Source organism: Giesbergeria giesbergeri, assembly GCF_054779375.1.
Window position 1 is genome coordinate 540,148 of the sequence record NZ_BAAGYJ010000002.1, and the last position, 19,692, is coordinate 559,839.

The following is a 19,692-nucleotide window of genomic DNA, read 5'->3' on the forward strand; positions in this document are numbered from 1 at the left end:
CATCTTTGACTTCCCGATAAAACTGCGGGCCGCAAAGGGCGGCCCGTTCCATCCACAGGTGCCACGGGGGCACCCGGCCCACGGCCTTACTTCTTGGCGGGTACGTTGGCCTTACCCTTGTTTTCGGCGATGTAGTCACTCCACGGATCGGCCACTACCGGGCCTTTGGTCTTCCACACCACCTTGAACTGCCCATCGGCCTTCACTTCACCAATAAACACCGGCTTGTGCAGATGGTGGTTCTCTTTGTCCATCGTGGAGACAAAACCACCGGGGGCTTGGAAGGTCTGGCCTGCCATCGCTGCAATCACTTTGTCGGTATCGGTAGAGCCGGCCTTGGCCACGGCCTGCGCCCACATGTTGATGCCGATATAGGTGGCCTCCATCGGGTCGTTGGTCAACGGCTTGTCTTTGTGGCCTGGAATGCTCTTGGCCTTGGCGTAGTCACTCCATTTCTTCACAAAATCGGTGTTGGCTGGGCTCTTCACACTCATGAAGTAATTCCACGCAGCAAGATGGCCCACCAATGGTTTGGTATCTACACCGCGCAACTCCTCTTCACCCACGGAGAAGGCCACCACAGGCACGTCCTTGGCCTTTAAGCCTGCATTGCCCAACTCTTTATAGAAGGGCACATTGGAGTCACCATTGATGGTAGAAATCACTGCCGTTTTCTTACCCTCTGCGGAGAACTTTTTGATCTTGGCAATGATGGTCTGGTAATCTGAATGACCAAAAGGGGTGTACTCCTCCATGATGTCGGCCTCGGCCACACCCTTGGACTTCAGGAAAGCACGCAAAATCTTGTTGGTGGTGCGGGGGTACACATAATCCGTGCCCAACAGCACAAAACGTTTGGCTTCACCACCGTCTTTGCTCATCAGATACTCCACTGCCGGAATAGCCTGTTGGTTGGGGGCTGCACCGGTGTAGAACACGTTCTTGCTCAACTCCTCGCCCTCATACTGCACGGGGTAAAACAGCAGCGAATTCTTTTCTTCGAACACCGGCAACACCGACTTGCGGCTGACCGAAGTCCAACAGCCAAACACCACCGCCACCTTGTCTTGGTCAATCAGTTGTTTGGCTTTTTCGGCAAACAGCGGCCAGTTAGAGGCTGGGTCGACCACCACGGGTTCGAGCTTCTTTCCCAGCACGCCACCTTTGGCATTGATTTCATCAATCGCCATCAGCACGGTGTCTTTGAGTACCGTTTCAGAAATAGCCATCGTGCCCGACAGGCTGTGCAGCACACCCACCTTGATGGTGTCTGCCGCCTGGGCAGGCAGACCCAACAGGCCGATAGAGGCTACAGCGGCGGCAGCCGACAGGGTCTTGAGGGTCAGACGACGCGAGGAGGAGCTGGTCATGGCGGTTTTCCGTTCCTAAAGGGTAATGGGGACTACGGTTTCTGCTGCACTGCCACCCTGTGGTGGCCTTGTGTGGAGCAGATGTAGTGATGGTAGGAACGGCCCCTGTTTTCGTCTGTACGCCAGATGGCGTACAAGCGGGCGTATCTTGCCCGCTACACGCTCCAGATGCGGGGCGGTTGGTCTGCCAGTAACCAAGCTTCTCGCCGCAGCAACGCCCACAGGGATTGCCACAACTGCATCAATGGCTCCACCTGCGAGGCCAGTGCCCGTACCACCAGCATGTAATCATTGGGGCAAGTGGCGCCACAACGTGATGCCAACGGATGGGCCTCTATCAGGCCACGGCAGGCCTCCAACAGCGCCTCACGTCGTAGCCGTGTCAAGGGTGTGCCACAAGCCAGCACCAAGGTGCCCAAGGCCGTCTGACCTGCCAAACCCAATGGGCTGCACAACAGGCGCTTGTCCTCGGCAGCAATACAGGCCCGCTCCAGCCAGATGCCAGGCCATTCCCAATGTTGGGTCAGGCAACCGCTGGCAAATGGCAGCGCAGCGGCGGGTAGGCCCAAACTGACCACATCCCAAGCCAGCAATTCTGCCCCCGGTGCCAACTCCACTTGCACTTGGTTCTGTGCTTGGCAGCCATCGTAAGCAATTGTCTCCAATGGCAGCCACTCTAGTCGGCTCCCGGCCTCCAGTTGCAAACGCACCTGCTGCCGTGCCAACTCACCACTGGTGCTGCGGTAAAAGCGTGTGGCACCCGGCGTAGAAATCAAGGCATGGGCACCTTGCGCCACTGCCACTTCAATCTCTAGGCTATCGCCTTGCACCAAGCCACCGGGGGGGTGCACGATCACGTTGTGGCAAATACCAGCACCTTCTGGATACAGGCTCTTAAAGATGCGCAATGGCCCAGTGTGCTGGTGGCGCAATAGCGTCTGTCCTGAAAGATGGCGGTGGTACTGAAGATCGAGTCGGGCTTGCCAGGACATTTTGAAAAGGAGTAAGAACCAGCCCCCATTCAAGCAAAATCAATGCCATTGCAACCCGCGCCCCCATAGGCGGCCACATGGGAAGCCCCCCTCAGCGGGGCGACATGCCCAGCTCCAGAGGCGTGGCACACTGGAGCACTTCGGGCTCTGGCGTTGCTTCTGGCAAGACAAACCGGCTGATCAAGCGGGCCAACTCTTGGGCCTGTTGTTGCAAACTCTCAGAAGCAGCAGCCGACTCCTCCACCAAAGCCGAGTTTTGCTGTGTCACCTGATCAATCCGGGCCACCGCCACATTGATCTGACCAATCCCTTCTTTTTGTGCCAAAGTGGCTGCACTGATTTCTGTCATGGCATAAGAAGCCTGCCGAATAGATGAGACCGTGCGCGCAATGGTGTCGCCCGCATCATTGACCATCTTGGCTCCTGCCTGCACTTGGGCCACCGAATCTTGAATCAGGGATTTGATCTGCTGCGCAGCCTCTGCCGAGCGGATAGCCAGCATCCGCACCTCACTGGCCACCACTGCAAACCCGCGCCCCTGCTCTCCGGCACGCGCTGCCTCAATGGCGGCATTGAGCGCCAAAATATTGGTCTGAAAGGCAATGCCATCAATCACATCAATGATGTCCACAATCCTGTCTGAAGATTGCTCAATGCCCCGCATCGTGCTTTGCACCTGACCCATAGCAGTGCCGCCCTCTTGTGCCACTGCCGCTGCCGTGCTGGCGAGGCTCTCTGCCCGACGGGCAGCGGCTGCCGATGCCACCACCCGCCCAGTAATATGCTCCAACGAAGCCGCTGTCTCTTGCAATTTGGACGCGGTCTCTTCGGTGCGTGCCGACAAATCCGCATTTCCCATCGCGATCTCACTGGTCGCAGTGCGAATACTGTGTGCCGATGCCCGCACCTGTGCCACCAAGGTGCGCAAGGCCTCCTGCATCACGGCCAGCGACATCAACATACGCCCTGCCTCATCACGCTCATGGCCTTGAATTTCATGGCGCAGATCCAAGTTAGCCACCCGGTTGGCCGTGGCACTGGCCGTGGCGATGGGTCGGGTAATACTGCGCATCAACCACCAAGCCAAACCACCACCCAACACCAAAGCCAGGGCACTAAAACCCAACAACGCCAATCTGGCCCGGTCGCTCCACTGGGCAATCTCGCGGTCACGCGCATCAATGGCATTGCGCTGCCACTGGGTCAAAGCCCCCAGAGAGGTCTGCAACGTGTTGGTGGCGGGCAAGAAACGGTTGCTATAAACCAAATGGATGCGGGCTGTCAGACCCGAGTCGCGGGCGGCCACCAGTTCTGTGCGCGCCAGCATAAAGTCCTTGGCTGCGGCCTGAATGCGTGCCAACAATTCGCGCTCGGCAGGTTGTTGCAGCTGTTGGTCCAGCTCGGCCATGAGGCGATCATAATTTTCCTGGGTTTTGGCAATATCGCTCCCCAGTATCTCTCCCACCTCTGGCTCCGAACTCAAGGCCACGGCCTTATACCGCTCAGAATTGATGGCCTGGGCGCGATAGGCGTCTGCCACTAAGCGTTCAGCAGCCATGCTGTGCTGCACCATGCCTTTGGTAGCGTCGTTGATGCGGCTCAACGACCAAATCCCCATCATGGCCCCCACCAGGCCCAACAACAACACCAACAGGAAAGCCGACAGCAGACGGCGCCCCAAGCTGCTGCGTGACATCTCAGAAGTGTGTGAAAAGAATTGCATTGAAAGACCATTCAGAAAATCAACACACCCAAAGTGCAGGGTGTGGCGCCACTATGCCCGTTGGCTGTGACGTTTTCTTGTCAGTTCTTCCTGCGGATCTTTAAAACACGAAATCCAGCCGAGGTCAATGCGGATTGCTACTCAGCCTGTACGACGAGCGCGTGCCTTAGCCAAAGCAGCAGCAATGGCTGCTTTTTTATCCAATGGTGGATTGGCTGCTGGCAAAACAGCCGTTTTTGGCAACGCAGAGGCTTCTGGTGTAGGAGCCGCCCCCCCACCCCAACGCTGCTGATGTTGCCGATAACGGGCCTGTGCCTGTTGTGCTTGAGCGGTTGACCAAGCTTGCCAACCGGTGGCCGTTCCACTCACTGTCTGCAACTGAATGCAATCAACAGGGCAAACCGGAACACACAAACCACAGCCGGTGCAATGCTCACCCATGACGGTGTGCAACTGCTTGTTGGCACCCAAGATTGCATCGGTAGGACAAGGCGCAAGGCACAAGGTGCAACCAATGCACCAAGCCTCATCAATCACAGCCACGCTGCGTGGGCCTTCACTCCCATGCTCAGGGTTGAGTGACAGGGGCGGCTGCCCCGTCAAGGCAGCGAGCCGCCGCACACCCTCCTCGCCCCCAGGTGGGCATTGGTTAATGGCCGCCTGCCCTTGGGCAATGGCACGGGCATAGCCCGCACAGTCGGGATAGCCGCAGCGGGTGCATTGCGTCTGGGGCAATGCTGCCTCTATGTGCAGCGCCAGCACCTGCCAATTTTCATCCGCTGCAGACACCCCGGCTCAACCCTTGCGCGTACGGCGGTTGTATTTTGCTGGTGCCTTGCGGGGGCTGGCAGTGACCGCCATTTGCAAGCTATTTTCTGGGTCTGCTTGGTGCATGTGTTCGGCAGCCCCTGTAGGCACATTGGCAGGCGCTGGTGCCGCCTCGGCTGCTGTGGTCACGGGCGCACTGGGCACAGACGTGGAAGCCACATCACCTTGGCTGTGGTAGATAAAGGCCCGCACCTGCGGATACACCATTTCACGCCAGCGCCGACCACTAAAAATACCATAGTGGCCTGCCCCTTTGGCCTCGAAATGCTCTTTGTTGGTGGCCGCAATACCGCTACACAGATCATGGGCCGCACGGGTCTGACCCGTGCCAGAAATATCATCCAACTCCCCTTCCACTGTCAGCAGACGGGTGTGATGAATGTCTTGGGGCCGCACACGCTCCAAGGCACCACTGTTGGAGCGCACATCCCAGGTGCCATTGACCAACTTATATTCTTGGAACACGGTACGAATCGTCTCCAAGTAGTAGTGCGCATCCATATCCAGCACCGCGTTGTACTCATCGTAGAACTTGCGGTGCGCTTCAGCACTGGCCCCATCCCCCTTGATCAGGTCTTTGAAATAATCGTAATGGCTGACCATGTGGCGGTCGGGGTTCATGGCCACAAAGCCGGTGTATTGCAAAAAGCCAGGATAGACGCGGCGGCCCGCCCCCGGAAAGCTGTCAGGCACCCGGTAGATGACGTTGTTCTCAAACCATTCATAGCTGCGCTTGGCAGCCAAATCGTTCACCGCAGTGGGCGAGTGGCGGGCATCAATAGGCCCACCCATCATGGTCATGGACAGAGGTGTCTTCTCGCCTCGGCTGGCCATGAGCGACACGGCGGCCAGCACCGGCACTGTGGGTTGACACACACTGATGATGTGGCAATTGCCATAGTTGGCTTGCAAGTGCTGGATAAATTCCTGCACATAGTTCACATAATCGTCCAAGTGAAACTCGCCCTGCGACAGGGGCACCAAACGAGCGTTCTTCCAATCGGTGATAAAAACCTTGTGGTCTTGCAGCATGGTGCGCACTGTGTCGCGCAGCAGCGTAGCGTAATGACCAGACAGGGGGGCTACGATCAGCACCACTGGCTGCTTTTTCAGCTTGTTCAGTGTGGCCGGATCATCAGAAAACCGCTTGAAACGGCGCAACTCACAAAACGGCTTGTCTAGCGCCACACGCTCATGGATAGCCACCTCCACGCCTTCGACCTTCACGGTTTTGATGTCAAAGGCTGGTTTTTCGTAGTCCTTACCCAAGCGGTAGAACAAATCATAGGCGGCGGCCACCCGTTGCGCCACAGGCAACTGGCTCAGGGGAGAACCGGGATTGCTAAACAACTTAGACGAAGCTTGCGCAAAGTCGGAGAACGGCTCCATTAAAGAGCGTTGGTTTTCATAGATCTGGTAGAGCATGGTGGCGTCCTGTTTTGTTGCACTGCAATATAAATGCTGCACTGCAATATGGCAAGCTGATAGATTTTGTTAATGGATAGCAGACTAATGATTAAAATGAAACAGCGAGAAACAGCGTTGCACCCAAGACACTAATTCAGCCCAACACCGCAGGCGGCTGATGGGCCAGAGCCATCACTTCATGGGCAGGCAGATCCTTGAGGCGGTGATTGCTCCACACCTGCCGCCAATGCCTGGCTCCACGCAAACCGTGACGCAGCCCCAGCATGTGGCGAGCAATCGCATACCAATGGGTGCCGTGTTGGGCTGCCTCGCGGGCCATGTAGTCCACCATCGTGGCCTCCACCGCCTCGCGTGACAGATGCTGTGGGGTGGCGCCATAAAAGACTTCATCCCATCGAACTAGCCACCAAGGGTTGTGGTAGGCCTCACGACCCACCATCACGCCATCAACCAAGGCCAACTGCTCCTGCACAGCGGCATCGGTAGTGAAACCGCCATTGATAGCGATCGTCAAGTGGGGAAAATCCTGTTTTAGTTTGGCAGCAACACCATAACGCAGCGGAGGCACCTCGCGGTTTTCTTTGGGTGACAAGCCTTTGAGCCAGGCATTGCGTGCATGAACGATAAAAACCCGGCAGCCAGCCCCTGCCACCGTACCCACAAAGTCGCGGACAAAGCCGTACTCCTCGTTCTGATCAATCCCAATGCGGTGCTTTACAGTGACCGGCACGTCCACCACATCCAGCATGGCCTTGACGCAATCGGCCACCAAGGTAGGCTCTTGCATCAGACAGGCACCAAACGCCCCCCGCTGTACACGCTCACTTGGGCAACCGCAGTTCAGATTGATCTCGTCATAGCCCCATTGGGCACCCAGTTGGGCGCTTTGTGCCAACAAAGCACGATCACTGCCCCCTAGTTGCAGCGCCACCGGGTGCTCCTCGGCATTAAAACGCAAATGGCGCTCCGTGCCTCCATGAACAATAGCCCCCGCGTTGACCATCTCGGTATACAGCAGCGTGTTCTTGGTCAGCAAACGGTGAAAAAACCGGCAATGTCTATCCGTCCAGTCCAGCATGGGCGCCACGCTCATGCGCCACGGTGAGTGTTTCTCGGTATTTGTAGGGGAAGCGATGTGCAGCATCTCTGATGTCGGCCCGGCAGGCCCATTGGTGACTGGCGATGGTAGCGCAGGATAGTGACCCCACTATTGCCGTTCATTGGACATCTTCCCCGTCCCCAAGGACGCCGATTTCGACAGGCGTGCCCACCGCTGGACGGTATTCAACTGCGCCAAGTGGCATCACGGTGCCACTGCCAACATGCACGCCATCACACACCCTGAACCCCGCCTCTGATCATGGGCACATGTACGGCACTTTTCGTCATTCTTGTGTTTTCATGGGGATGAATTCGTACAGAATACGCAAACAATCACCCCGCCTTGTTGCATAGCCAAGGTCAAACAGTTGTTGCAGGATATGCCGAACACCATTCTTACCATAGAAGACCAAGCCGACATCCGGCGGTTGATTCGCATGACCCTGGAGTTTGATGGTCACACCGTCATAGAGGCCTGCCAAGGCGAGGAAGGTCTGCGACTGGTACGCCAACACCAGCCCGATTTGATCTTGCTAGACATCATGATGCCGGGTATGGATGGGCTGGAAGTCAATCGCATCCTGCAAGCCGATCGCCTGTTGCGCCATATACCCGTAGTGATGATCACCGCGCTAGACAGCGCCACCGACCGCGATGCCGGACTGGCCGCCGGTGCCAAAGCCTATCTCAATAAACCGTTTGGGCCGGTGGAGTTATTGCAACTGATCAAGCAACTGCTGGGCAGTGGTCATACGCCTGCCCAGCAGGGATAAGGCCATGCATGGCACACCAACACCGTTTTTCCCCTCCTGGTGCGCCCTGCACCACCTCTGACCAACAATGTCAGCATTTCGGCCCAGCGCCAAGGGGCATCCGTCACCCAGGTGGCTGAACTGGAAAAACAGGCTGCCAACATTGGCGATATCGTCAAGGCCGTGGCCCGGATTGCCGACCAGACCAACCTGTTGGCCCTCAATGCCGCTATCGAAGCTGCTCGGGCAGGCCAGCATGGCAAGGGCTTTGCCGTGGTGGCCGATGAAGTGCGCACCTTGGCCGAAACCTCAGAAAAAAGCGCCAAGCAAATTCAGGGGCTGGTCGGCCAAATTCAGCAGGAAGTCAAGGTGATTGCTGATGGCATTGGCCAATCGGCCAAAACCGTAGAGGGCGAAGTCGAAAAGGGCAAGACCATCACCCAGCAGCTGGACGAAGTTCGTCACACCATGGCCGAGCTGGTGCAAGGCATCACCGACATCGCCAGCGGTGCGGCACAGGCTGCCACGGCCACGCGCCAAGCGGTCAAGGGCTCAGAAGACATCGCTGCTGCTGCAGAGCAACAGACTGCCGCTAGCGAAGAAGCGGCCAAAACCGTGGCCGAACAAACCCAAGCCCTCAACGAGAGCGAACAAGCTGCCGCTGGCCTGTCTGAATTGGCTGAAGAACTCAAGCGGTCTACCGATGTAGCCAAGAGTGCCGAAGAGGTTGCCTCGGCCGCTGAAGAGCTTTCCACTGCTGTGCAAGAAATCAGCCGCTCGGGTGGGCAGATCATGGCGGCGATTGAACAGATTCGCAAAGGTGCCGACGTGCAATCGGCCGGCGCCGAAGCCTCCGCTACCGCCGTGAACCAAATTGAACGCAGCGCCCAATTGGCTACAGAACGCAGCACCGCCAATGCCAACAAAGTGGCCGCCATGCGCAAGCTGTTAGCCACCAACCAATCGATGGTCAACAGCCTGATTGCCAATATTCAGGCCTCGGCAGAAGCCTCACGGGTCAGTATCAAGCAGGTCAAAGAGCTGGAGCTGGTGTCGCGGCGTATCGACAAAATCGTTGATGCCATCGCCACCGTATCCATCCAAACCAACATGTTGGCGGTCAATGGCTCGATTGAGGCGGCCCGCGCCGGTGAATTTGGCAAGGGCTTTGTTGTCGTCGCTACCGATATCCGCAATCTGGCCCAAGACTCCGCCGAAAATGCCGACCGCATCAAAGACTTGGTCAAAGCCGTGCAAGACCAAATTGGCGTGGTCGGGCGCGATTTGGACGAAATCATCGCCGCCACGATCACCGAAGTGGAAAAGGCCAAAGCCACCTCGACCAGTCTGGTATCCATCGAAAACGACACCGCCGAACTGGAACGCAGCACCACCGAAATCCTGAATGCCGCCAACGAAATCGGCTCGGCCATCGTTCAGGTCAAGCGTGGTGTTGATCAAATCGCCTCGGCGGCCCAAGAGGCTTCCAAGGCTGCAGACGAAGCTGCCGCCGCTGCCCGTCAACAGGCCCAAGGAGCAGAAGAGCTAGCGGCTGCCATTGAAGAAGTGGCCTCGCTGGCCGATGAGCTGCAAAGCGCCTGACATTGGGGCGACACATGAGCAGCGAAACCTACGCCGACCCCGATACCTCCTGCGCATCGGCAGAGAGCCATACCATCCTCCAGTCCTCAGATACCCGCCAATACGTCACCTTCATGACCGGGGATGAGGTGTTTGCTGTCGAAATGGCACCGGTACAAGAAATCATTCGCGTGCCTGATGTGGTGCGTGTTCCCCTGTCTCCACCCACTCTGGAAGGTTTAGCCAACCTGCGGGGTAAGGTGCTGCCCATTGTCTCGTTGCGCCGGGCGTTGGGTTTTGCCGACCGCACAGCCGACGACACCTCGCGGGCCGTGGTCATCAACTTAGGGCAACCGATGGGCTTTGTCGTCGATCGCGTAGCCAGCGTGGTGGGTGTCGATGCCAACCAAATTGAAGACGTGGCAGGCATCCAAGGCACGGTCAATACCGAACTGCTCTCGGGTCTGATCAAAGATGTGGGGGGGCACGCTATGGTGATGGTGCTCAACTTCCAGAAACTGATTGCCCAAGAGTTTGCCCACCTGGGAGGCAACCGCCAAGGCGGGCTGTTGGCCTCTGCCAATAGCGACGAACAAAGCCGCGCCAGCGAAGAAGAGCTGCATTTGGTCAGTTTTGCCGTTGCAGGGCAGGAATACGCGATTGCCATTGAAGATGTGCAAGAAATTGTGCAGGTGCCCGAGCAAATCGTGCAGGTACCTCATTCCCAGTCCCATGTGTTGGGGGTCATGACGCTGCGCCAACGCCTGCTGCCACTGGTTTCGTTGCGACGCATGTTTGGTTTGGCCAACCAATCGGCCAACGAGCAAAGTCGCATTGTGGTCGTCTCTATCCGAGGGGCTTCCGTGGGCATTGTGGTGGACAACGTCAACGAGGTGCTGCGTGTACCTCGGCGCAATGTGGAATCCATGCCGAGTTTGCTGGCCCGCGACAGTGATATGGCCGACATTACCGACATCTGCCGCCTTAGCGATGGCAAACGCTTGGTATCCATCATTTCTACCGACAACCTTTTTCGCCATTCGGCCATCAAGGAGGCTCTGAGCACCGTGAACAGCCATGACCCTACTTTGCGCACCAGCGACACCAACCACAGCCAATCTGGCGACGATGAACAGGTGGTGGTGTTCCGACTGGGCACCGAAGAGTTTGGCGTACCCATTGACAGCGTGCAAGAAATTGTGCGGGTGCCCGAAGTCCTGACCCATGTGCCCAAAGCTCCTGCTGCGGTAGAAGGGGTCATCAATCTGCGTGGTGCCGTACTGCCAGTGATTGACCTGCGCCGCCGTTTGGGGCTGCCCACAGTAGCGCGCAACGATGGGCAGCGCATCATGGTGTTTTTGATCCAGAATGTACGCACTGGCTTTATTGTCGATGCCGTGGCTGAAGTGCTCAAAGTACCCCGCCAAGCCATTGAGCCAGCGCCCCATCTGTCTCAGGAACAGGCAACGCTGTTAGCACGCATGGCCAACCTAGAAAAGCAAAAGCGGATGCTGCAATTGCTCGACCCCAACCACCTGCTCGCCGCCGCCGAACTGTCCTCTATGGCCACTATCGCTACCTAGCACTCCAGGGGAGAGATGACGATAGATGATCAAACTGTTGATTGTGGATGACTCCGCGCTCATGCGCCGTCAACTCCCGGCGCTATTCCAAGCAGAGGGTGATTTCGAGATCCGCCAAGCCCACAACGGAGCCGAAGCCGTGGAGCAAAACCGCAGCTTTTTACCCGATGTGGTCACGCTGGACATCAATATGCCAGAGATGGACGGCATCACGGCGCTGTCACTCATGATGGCCGAGCGCCCCGTGCCGGTCATCATGGTCTCATCACTGACCGAAAAAGGTGCCTTGGTCACGCTGGAAGCGATGAACTTAGGGGCCATAGACTATGTGGCCAAACCGGATGGCACGATCTCGCTGTCCATCCAAGAAATACAGGCCGATTTGGTGGCTAAGGTACGCGCCGCAGCCAAATCCCGCCCCACTGCGGCCACCGCTCGCCGCCGCAGCGGCGGGGCGGTGCAAGGTTTGAGCCAACGCCTGCGCGACGAACACCAGCGCCGAGCCAGCGCCTTGGCCCACCAATCTGGACTGATCTGCGAAGACCTGCTGTTGATCGGTGTCTCTACCGGCGGCCCCCGTGCCTTGGAAGAGTTGCTGCCTGCCTTGCCCGCCGACTTTCCTTGGCCGGTACTGGTAGCACAACACATGCCTGCCACCTTCACCGGGCCGTTTGCCCACCGCCTCAATACTGTCTGTCCGCTAGAAGTGGTAGAAGTCACCAGCCCCATGCCTGTGTCCACCGGACGCATCTACATTGCCAAGGGTTCTGCTGACATGGTGCTGGCCCGCCGGGCGGGCACCCTGATGGTGTTGCCTAAGCCCGCCTCTGCTGAATATTTATGGCACCCATCGGTAGAAATGCTGGGGCGCAGTGCCTTGCAACATGTGAACGCCAAGCACCTGATTGCAGTGCTGCTGACAGGCATGGGCGATGATGGTGCGCAGGCCTTCAGCCAAATTTACCAACATGGTGGGCGCACCATTGCCGAATCCGACAGCACTGCTGTGGTTTTTGGCATGCCCGCCGCCCTGATACAACAAGGCGGTGCCTCTATCGTGCTGCCACTGGACAAAATCGCCAACCAGCTCAACGCTTGGGCTACCCGCTCCACAAGGACAGACCATGGCCCTCATTAAACCGCCAACACCGGCTATTGCTCCCGCACAACTGCATCTGCCAGAGCGGCCCGAACGCGATTGTCCATTGTTGCTGGCCCAGTTAAACGACCCGCGTCCAGAGGCTCGGCGGTGGGCTGCGCGCGATCTGCTGGACTGTCCTAGCAGCAGCGGCGCTATCGTGGCCGGGCTGCTACAAGAAACCGATCATTCGGTGCGCGAAGTAATGCTTACCACCCTGGTGCGTGTGGGAGACGCCACCGCCGTTGCAGGGCTGGTGCAATGCCTGCGCAGCCAAGACGCGGCCCTGCGCAACGAGTCGATTGAGGCGCTCAAACAACTGCCCCAAGCCGTGGCGCCCATCATGCGTCAACTGCTCAGCGACGACAACAGTGACATGCGCATCTTTGCCGTCAATGTGCTCGAATCGCTGCGCCACCCTGAGGTAGAAAACTGGCTCATCACCGTCATTACCCACGATCCCCACGTCAACGTTTGCGCCACCGCTGTGGATTTGCTTGGCGAGGTGGGCTCCAGCGCCGCACTAGAGCCCCTGCGCCAGCTCAAAACCCGCTTTGCCGCAGAGCCCTATATCCAGTTTGCCGCGGATCTGGCTATCAAGCGCATTCTGCAAGAGTGAGGCCCCATGACCACGCCCACCCTCAGTGATGAAGATTTTGGAAAGTTTCGTGAATTCTTCTACCGCAAGACTGGCATCCAGTTTGATCTGAGCAAACGCTATTTTGTGGATAAGCGCCTGCTAGAGCGCATGGCCGCCACTGGCAACGCCTCATTTCGCCATTACTTTACGATGCTGCGTTTTCAGGCATCGGGCGAAGAACTACAAAACCTCACCAACCTGATGACCGTCAACGAAACCTATTTCTTTCGCGAGGAGTACCAGTTTCGTTGCCTCGTCAACTCCATACTGCCTGATTTATTGACACGCAAGCAGCATGATGGGCCACTGCGCATCTAGGTCATTCCTTCATCCTCAGGCGAGGAGCCCTATTCGATTGCCATCTGTCTACTCGAACGCTGGGCCGGATTGGAACACCACGATGTAGAGATCATCGCCTCTGACATCGATACCGACATTCTGAACTTGGCCCGAGCTGGGTTGTTTTCAGAGCGATCGGTGGCACAAATGCCCATCACCTACTTGCAAAAGTATTTTCGGCGCAGCGGCCACAACTACCAGCTCTGTGATGATGTGCGCTCGGCGGTGGAGTTCACGCGGGTCAACCTATCTAACCGTGCCGACACCCGCCCCTACCGCGACTTTGACATCGTCTTTTGCCGCAACCTGCTGATCTATTTTGACGATGTTTCACGCAAGGCCGCCGCAGAAACCTTTTATGACGCGCTCAGGCCGGGTGGTTTTATCTGTCTGGGCCATTCTGAATCGATGAGCCGCATCTCCTCGCTTTACCGTGTACGTAAATTTCCTGAGGCCATCGTCTACCAGAAACCGATGGAGTAAGCCGTGAAACGCATTTTGATCATTGACGATGCCGCTACTGTACGTATGTACCACCGGGGCATTCTGGAGGCGGCAGGCTACGAGGTGGAAGAGGCCATCAATGGCCTGGAAGCCTTAGAAAAGGTACTGCTGACACCATTTGACCTGTATCTGGTCGATGTCAACATGCCCAAGCTTGATGGCTATGGCTTCCTGCGGGAACTGCGCCGCCAAGACATCGCACAAATGCCTGCCATCATGATCTCAACCCAAGCCAGCGCCGAAGACCGCAAACGTGCCTATGCCGCTGGGGCCAACCTCTATCTGGTCAAACCCACTCGCCCCGAGCAATTGGTGGCACCCATTGCCCTGTTGCTAGGGGAGGCCGAAGAATGAACAGCCTGCTGGAACAGTTTTTGCCCGAGGCCCGCGATGCCCTCGAAGGCATTGGCGATAAGCTGATGCAGTTGGAGCATGCCCCCGATGATGCGGAACTGATGACCCAGCTCTTTCGGTTAGTGCATACCCTCAAGGGCAACAGTGGCCTGTTTGACTTCCCAGAGATGACCCGGGTGCTGCACGCTGGCGAAGATCTGATGGACGCCGTGCGCCACGGTCAGGTGGCCTACTCTCCCGATTTGGCCGATCGGTTGCTGGACGCCATGGATTTTGTCGGGCGGCTATGCGATGAGATCGAAAAAGAACATCCCTCCGACCCTGCCACCGCCACGCAAGCAGCACAACTCGCTGCGGCACTGCGTGCGCTGATCGTGTTGCCACCACCAGACAGCGATAACAGCCACACGGTCTCCAGCCCTGCCACCAAACCAGCAGCCCCCACCCTGCCCAGCCCCGCAGAGCTGCTGCGTGTACCTGAAGAAGTGCGCCAACAAGCATGGCAACGTGCCCAAGCTGGCGAACCCCTGCTGTGGGTGCGTTATGGCCCTGATGCAGGTTGCTTCTTTCAAGGTGAAGACCCTTTGCACCAAGCCCGATTGACACCGGGCTTGCTGTGGGGCGGCATCAGCGCCCGACAATCTTGGCCCCCGCTGATCACGCTCGACGCCTACAACTGCCAGCTCGACTTTGCCGTGCTGACCGTGGCACTGCGCAGTGAGATTGAAACCCATTTCCGCTATGTGCCTGAGCAGATCGAGATTCTGCCCCTGCCCGCACTCGCCTTGGTGCTGCCTAGCGGAGAGCTCAACGGTGGCCCAGTGTATGAAGACTTTGTGACCGATGCACTAGACTTTGTACGCCGACATGACTTGGCCGGATTGGAACGCACCGTTCGGTTAATGCTGGAGCTGTCCAACAGCAACTTGTGGCTGGCCTCCGCGCTGCGATGGATGCAGATACTGTTGCAAAGCCCCAACCCCGATCCGCACACAATCGAAACGTTGGTGGTGTCGCTGCGCGAACAGCAAGCACCCGACTGGAACCCCATCCTGTGCGGCGTGCCAACGGTGGCCCCACCCCCCGTTGCCCCAGTTGCAGCAACCCCTGCCCCTCTGGATATCAACCAGCACACCCTGCACGAGTTGCTGGCCGTGCAACGCGAAGTATTGGCCCTGCCCGACAACGATCCCTGGCTAGCTGGTCGGCTCAAGGGGGTCTTTGCCTCATTGGCTCCTTGCTTGCGGGCTGCCGGGCGCAGTGCAGAGCTGCCTCAGTTGCAAGCAGCCCTACAAGACGCACTGCAACAAACCACCTCGGCACCACTGGCTATTTGGCTAGAAGACGCTTTTCCAGCGCCCTTGGAGCCGGTGGCATCAGTGGCAATGCCTGCCACAGAAGCAACGTTGGTCGCCACCCCCGCACCGCCAGGCCCGCCGGTAGAGCTGGCATCTACCCGCCCCCCCGCAGCCCCAGACACAGCACCTGGCAACACCGCCCCGCCCCCTGAGAGCGGCGATGGTGATATGAAAATGGGCCGCCGCAGCGATGACCACCTCAGCGCCAAGAGCCTGAAGGTCGATCAAGTCAAAATTGATCGGCTGATGAACCTGATCGGCGAAATGGTGGTGGCTAAAAACGCCATTCCCTATCTGGCTAACCGTGCCGAAACGCAATACGGCATGCGCGAACTGTCGCGCGAGATCAAAGCCCAATATGCAGTGATCAATCGCATTTCCGAAGAAATGCAAGACGCCATCATGCAGGTGCGCATGTTGCCCGTGTCTTTTGTATTCCAGCGTTTTCCCCGATTGGTGCGTGACACGGCACGGCGCCTTGGCAAAGAAATAGAGCTGGTGATGGAGGGCCAAGACACCGCCGCCGACAAAAACATCATTGAAGCCATGGGCGATCCACTGGTTCACATGGTGCGCAACAGCATGGACCACGGCATCGAGCAGCCCGAGGTGCGTTTGGCCGCGGGTAAACCTGCCCAAGGCACCCTGCGCATCAGTGCGCGCCAAGAAGCCGACCGGGTCGTGATCGAGGTAAGTGACGATGGCAAAGGCATTGACCCACAACTCATCAAGCGCAAAGCCTACGAGAAAGGCCTGATCGATGAAACCACACTCGAGCGCATCAGCGACCAAGAGGCCATCAACCTGACTTTCTTGCCCGGTTTTTCCACCGCTGAATCGGTTTCAGAACTATCGGGCCGGGGTGTGGGCATGGATGTGGTTCGCACCGCCATCGACCGGGTTAACGGTAGCATTGCACTAGAGAGCTGGCTGGGCCAAGGCACCCGCGTCCGGTTGTCTCTGCCATTGTCAATGGCCGTCACCAATGTCATGACCATCGAGGCCGACGGCCAAGTTTTTGGCATTCCGATGGATGTGGTGGTCGAAACCGTGCGCGTACCACGTAGCAACACCCGCCAGATCAAACAGGGGATGGTCACCGTGTTGCGCGGGCGGGTTGTGCCACTCAAATCGCTCAACCGATTGCTGAGTCTGGCCCCCCCTCCGCTCACCAATGACAGCGATGAATATGCAGTGCTGGTGGATGATTTCTGCGAAACTGCCGACATCATCCTCAAACCCTTGGAGGGCGTGCTGTCCAACATCGGTCTGTATGCCGGTTCGGCCTTGATGGGTGATGGTTCGGTACTCATGGTGCTCAACGTCAAGGAGATGCTCTGATGCCGTTTGAATTTCGCAAAAAGCAAGTGCTGTTGCAGGGGGTGATTGGCGTTGAAGAAGCCGAAACCCTGCTCGAATGGCTACAGAAAAAACCGGCTGCCACCGCCGACCTCTCTGGCTGCGAACACCTGCACCCTGCCAATCTACAAGTCCTGCTGGCGGCCAACACCCGTATCGATGCCTGGCCCACCGATCCGGTGCTGACACAGTTTCTGCAATCTATTCTTGTTCCAAGTGGTGCCTGAAGCACCTTGTTTTCATGCCTAAAACTATTTTTATCGTTGACGACTCCCTGACCATGACCATGAGTCTCAAGTCCAATCTGGAACTCAATGGCTTCAAGGTCGAGACTGCCAGCGATGGCCTCCAAGCATTGACCAAACTCAAAGGCGGCTTCAAACCCGACTTGATCATCACCGACATCAACATGCCACGCATGGATGGCATGGAGCTGATTCGCCAAGTCAAAGGGCTGCCTGGCCTGCGCTTTACCCCCATCCTGACCCTGACGACTGAGAGCGATCCCAAAAAACGCGATGAGAGCAAACGGCTTGGTGCTACGGGTTGGCTGGTCAAACCAGTGTCTGGCCCCGATCTGGTCAAGATCGTCAAGAAGGTGCTGCCTGGTGCCTGAGCACTGGCAGGAAGGGGGGCACTATGGGAACTCGTCCATCCACCGACTTCTGGCGTCTTCTGCTGGTCTCTGCGCTCACGGCTACCGCTGTCGCCTGTGTAGTGCTGTGGCTGCCTTGGCAGCCTAGCCCTTGGGTCTTGGCATGGGTATCTGCCGGGGGAACCGCACTCATCAGTTCCCTCTTGTACTACCTGCTGTTGCGACTCCAAAAACGCCGTCCCACCCACCACCAGCACCAAGAGCACATGCCCGTCGATGTGGCGGTAGATGAACTGCGACAGGTGGTGCCCTATCTGGGGGTCATGCGTGAACAGCTCCAAGGTGCCCTGCAACAAACCGAGGAAGGGGTGGTTGGTCTGATCAGCACACTCCACCAGATGCATAGCAACTCCACAGCACAAGTCAACCGTATCACAGCTTCCCAAGAAAAAGGGGTTGAAGTCACGCAAATCTTCCGTGACAAGGTGCTGATCGACCGACAACTGGGTGCCATCTTGAAGATGTTTGTCGACAAAATGGAAGCCGATGAAAACAGCAATGTGGTACGCATCCGGCGCCTGCAAGAAGTCAAGAAACTGTCCGACTTGGTCAATGTGATTGCAAGCGTAGCGCAACAAACCAACTTTCTTGCCATCAATGCGGCCATTGAAGCAGCCCGGGCTGGCCCCAGTGGCAAAGGCTTTGCAGTGGTGGCTGCAGAAATTCGTGCCCTTTCCACTCGCACCGCCGCGGCAGCCAAAGAAATTGCCAGCAAAATTTCCGGAGCCACCGATGGCATCGACAGCGAGTTGGCCCAAGCCCTGGATACCAGCCAGCGCCACGCCTCCACTGGCAACATGCGCCGGGTCTTGGCAGATATCGAAGAAATGCAGGATCGGTTTGCCAAAGCTGAACAGCACATGGAAGAAATCATTGCCGGAGTGGCCCAAGGCCAACAGGTACTCTCTGGCTCCCTGACCGATGCGATGGGGCAGATGCAATTCCATGATGTGATGCGCCAGCGGGTCGAACATGTGCAATCAGCGATGGCCGAGCTTGATCAGCATTTACAAAACCTTGCCGATCAATTGCTGGATCATCCTTGGGATCAAGAAACCATGACCACGCTCAAAGAGCGGCTAGAGGCACAGATACAAAACTACGTCATGCAAAGCCAGCGCGACACCCACCAAGCAATCACCGGCGCCACCACCGCCCAAGCTGGGGCAGCAGACGAGCGCCCCAAAATCGAACTCTTCTGACACCAGCAACAGATATGGCACGCACCCTGATTGTGAGCAACCGCAAGGGCGGCACCGGCAAGTCCTCCAGCGCCGTCAACATCGCCGCAGAGCTCCATGCCAGGGGGCAGCGTGTGCTGTTGATCGACATGGATACCCAAGCCCATTGCGCCTATGGTGTTGGTCTCAGCATAGGCCGAGACACCCCAACCCTGCATGGTTTTATGGCTGGGCGCCATTCCTTGCAAGATGCCGTACTGCACACCGGGTGGGCGGGGTTAGATTTGATCCCCGGAGATCCGTTGTTTGAACATGGCTCTGGGCAAGTGGGTGAATTGCTGTTGCGCAACGCCCTGCACCACACAGGGCTGGCACAGGCTTACGACACCATTGTGCTAGACACCCCACCATCCTTGGATGCTTTGCTGCTCAACGCCCTGTGCGCTGCCGATAGGGTATTGATTCCTTTCGTACCCCATTTTCTGGCTGGTGAGGGTGTACGGCAATTGGCACGGGTATTGTTCAAAATAGCCAGCCGCGGCAGCAATGAGGATTTGCGTGTATTGGGCTTCCTGCCGGTGATGTTAGACACCCGCATCAATTTGCACCGCCAGGTACAAGAAGGGCTAGGGCAACAATTTGGCCGCAACCGCATGTTGCCTGGAATCCGAAATGATATTCGGGTGGCTGAAGCCTTTGCGGCTGGGCAACCGCTACGTTACTACGCGCCCAAAAGCCGCGCCGCTGCCGATTACACAGAGGCCGTCGATGCCCTGCTGCTGCGCTGGTAAAGCACCAAAGATACA

The 19,692-nt window shown here is 57.5% G+C and carries 18 protein-coding genes and 1 pseudogene; 13 read left to right on the top strand and 6 right to left on the bottom strand.

Annotation, left to right across the window (positions count from 1 at the left end):
• Positions 1 to 86 precede the first annotated feature (86 nt).
• The 6 genes from urtA to dusA form a co-directional block, all read right to left on the bottom strand.
• Positions 87 to 1,370, bottom strand: coding sequence for an urea ABC transporter substrate-binding protein (gene urtA, locus ACYVB2_RS06665; RefSeq protein WP_382430266.1), 1,284 nt, complete (start codon positions 1,368 to 1,370; stop codon positions 87 to 89).
• Positions 1,371 to 1,525: 155 nt separating this feature from the next.
• Positions 1,526 to 2,362 (bottom strand): urease accessory protein UreD, encoded by an 837-nt coding sequence (locus ACYVB2_RS06670; protein WP_382430264.1) that lies wholly within the window; start codon positions 2,360 to 2,362, stop codon positions 1,526 to 1,528.
• A 91-nt stretch (positions 2,363 to 2,453) separates the two neighbouring features.
• Positions 2,454 to 4,058 carry a methyl-accepting chemotaxis protein gene (locus ACYVB2_RS06675; RefSeq protein ID WP_382430262.1) on the bottom strand — a complete coding sequence of 535 codons (1,605 nt, stop codon included), beginning with the start codon at positions 4,056 to 4,058 and terminating at the stop codon, positions 2,454 to 2,456.
• Positions 4,059 to 4,226: 168 nt separating this feature from the next.
• Positions 4,227 to 4,874 (bottom strand): RnfABCDGE type electron transport complex subunit B, encoded by a 648-nt coding sequence (locus ACYVB2_RS06680; protein WP_382430261.1) that lies wholly within the window; start codon positions 4,872 to 4,874, stop codon positions 4,227 to 4,229.
• A 6-nt stretch (positions 4,875 to 4,880) separates the two neighbouring features.
• On the bottom strand, positions 4,881 to 6,338 hold the full coding sequence (locus tag ACYVB2_RS06685) for a polyhydroxyalkanoate depolymerase (protein ID WP_382430259.1): 1,458 nt from the start codon (positions 6,336 to 6,338) through the stop codon (positions 4,881 to 4,883).
• 136 nt (positions 6,339 to 6,474) lie between these two features.
• Positions 6,475 to 7,485 (bottom strand): tRNA dihydrouridine(20/20a) synthase DusA, encoded by a 1,011-nt coding sequence (dusA, locus tag ACYVB2_RS06690; protein ID WP_382430257.1) that lies wholly within the window; start codon positions 7,483 to 7,485, stop codon positions 6,475 to 6,477.
• 337 nt (positions 7,486 to 7,822) lie between these two features.
• Between dusA and ACYVB2_RS06695 the strand changes: the two genes are divergently transcribed.
• The 13 genes and pseudogenes from ACYVB2_RS06695 to ACYVB2_RS06755 all read left to right on the top strand — a co-directional run bounded on the left by ACYVB2_RS06695 (position 7,823) and on the right by ACYVB2_RS06755 (position 19,677).
• Positions 7,823 to 8,215 (top strand): response regulator transcription factor, encoded by a 393-nt coding sequence (locus ACYVB2_RS06695; protein WP_382430255.1) that lies wholly within the window; start codon positions 7,823 to 7,825, stop codon positions 8,213 to 8,215.
• Positions 8,216 to 8,281: 66 nt separating this feature from the next.
• Positions 8,282 to 9,796 (top strand): annotated as a pseudogene (locus ACYVB2_RS06700) (methyl-accepting chemotaxis protein); the annotation flags it as partial.
• Between the two features lie 14 nt (positions 9,797 to 9,810).
• Positions 9,811 to 11,358, top strand: coding sequence for a chemotaxis protein CheW (locus tag ACYVB2_RS06705; RefSeq protein WP_382430253.1), 1,548 nt, complete (start codon positions 9,811 to 9,813; stop codon positions 11,356 to 11,358).
• A gap of 25 nt (positions 11,359 to 11,383) precedes the next feature.
• On the top strand, positions 11,384 to 12,496 hold the full coding sequence (cheB, locus tag ACYVB2_RS06710) for a chemotaxis-specific protein-glutamate methyltransferase CheB (protein WP_382430251.1): 1,113 nt from the start codon (positions 11,384 to 11,386) through the stop codon (positions 12,494 to 12,496).
• Positions 12,483 to 13,115 (top strand): HEAT repeat domain-containing protein, encoded by a 633-nt coding sequence (locus ACYVB2_RS06715; RefSeq protein ID WP_382430249.1) that lies wholly within the window; start codon positions 12,483 to 12,485, stop codon positions 13,113 to 13,115. Before cheB ends, ACYVB2_RS06715 begins: the two co-directional genes overlap by 14 nt.
• A 6-nt stretch (positions 13,116 to 13,121) precedes the next feature.
• Positions 13,122 to 13,454, top strand: coding sequence for a protein-glutamate O-methyltransferase CheR (locus ACYVB2_RS06720; protein WP_382430247.1), 333 nt, complete (start codon positions 13,122 to 13,124; stop codon positions 13,452 to 13,454).
• Positions 13,455 to 13,457: 3 nt separating this feature from the next.
• Entirely contained in the window at positions 13,458 to 13,958 is a 501-nt protein-coding gene (locus ACYVB2_RS06725) for a CheR family methyltransferase (RefSeq protein ID WP_382430512.1), read from the top strand.
• A 3-nt stretch (positions 13,959 to 13,961) separates the two neighbouring features.
• Positions 13,962 to 14,333, top strand: coding sequence for a response regulator (locus tag ACYVB2_RS06730; protein WP_382430245.1), 372 nt, complete (start codon positions 13,962 to 13,964; stop codon positions 14,331 to 14,333).
• On the top strand, positions 14,330 to 17,032 hold the full coding sequence (locus tag ACYVB2_RS06735; RefSeq protein ID WP_382430243.1) for a chemotaxis protein CheA: 2,703 nt from the start codon (positions 14,330 to 14,332) through the stop codon (positions 17,030 to 17,032). Before ACYVB2_RS06730 ends, ACYVB2_RS06735 begins: the two co-directional genes overlap by 4 nt.
• Entirely contained in the window at positions 17,032 to 17,277 is a 246-nt protein-coding gene (locus ACYVB2_RS06740; RefSeq protein ID WP_382430241.1) for a hypothetical protein, read from the top strand. The genes ACYVB2_RS06735 and ACYVB2_RS06740 overlap by 1 nt, the downstream gene beginning before the upstream one ends.
• Before the next feature lie 14 nt (positions 17,278 to 17,291).
• On the top strand, positions 17,292 to 17,666 hold the full coding sequence (locus ACYVB2_RS06745) for a response regulator (protein WP_382430239.1): 375 nt from the start codon (positions 17,292 to 17,294) through the stop codon (positions 17,664 to 17,666).
• 23 nt (positions 17,667 to 17,689) lie between these two features.
• Positions 17,690 to 18,907, top strand: coding sequence for a methyl-accepting chemotaxis protein (locus ACYVB2_RS06750; RefSeq protein ID WP_382430237.1), 1,218 nt, complete (start codon positions 17,690 to 17,692; stop codon positions 18,905 to 18,907).
• A gap of 14 nt (positions 18,908 to 18,921) precedes the next feature.
• Complete coding sequence (locus ACYVB2_RS06755; protein ID WP_382430235.1) at positions 18,922 to 19,677, top strand: ParA family protein; 756 nt, start codon at positions 18,922 to 18,924, stop codon at positions 19,675 to 19,677.
• The last annotated feature ends 15 nt before the right edge of the window (positions 19,678 to 19,692 follow it).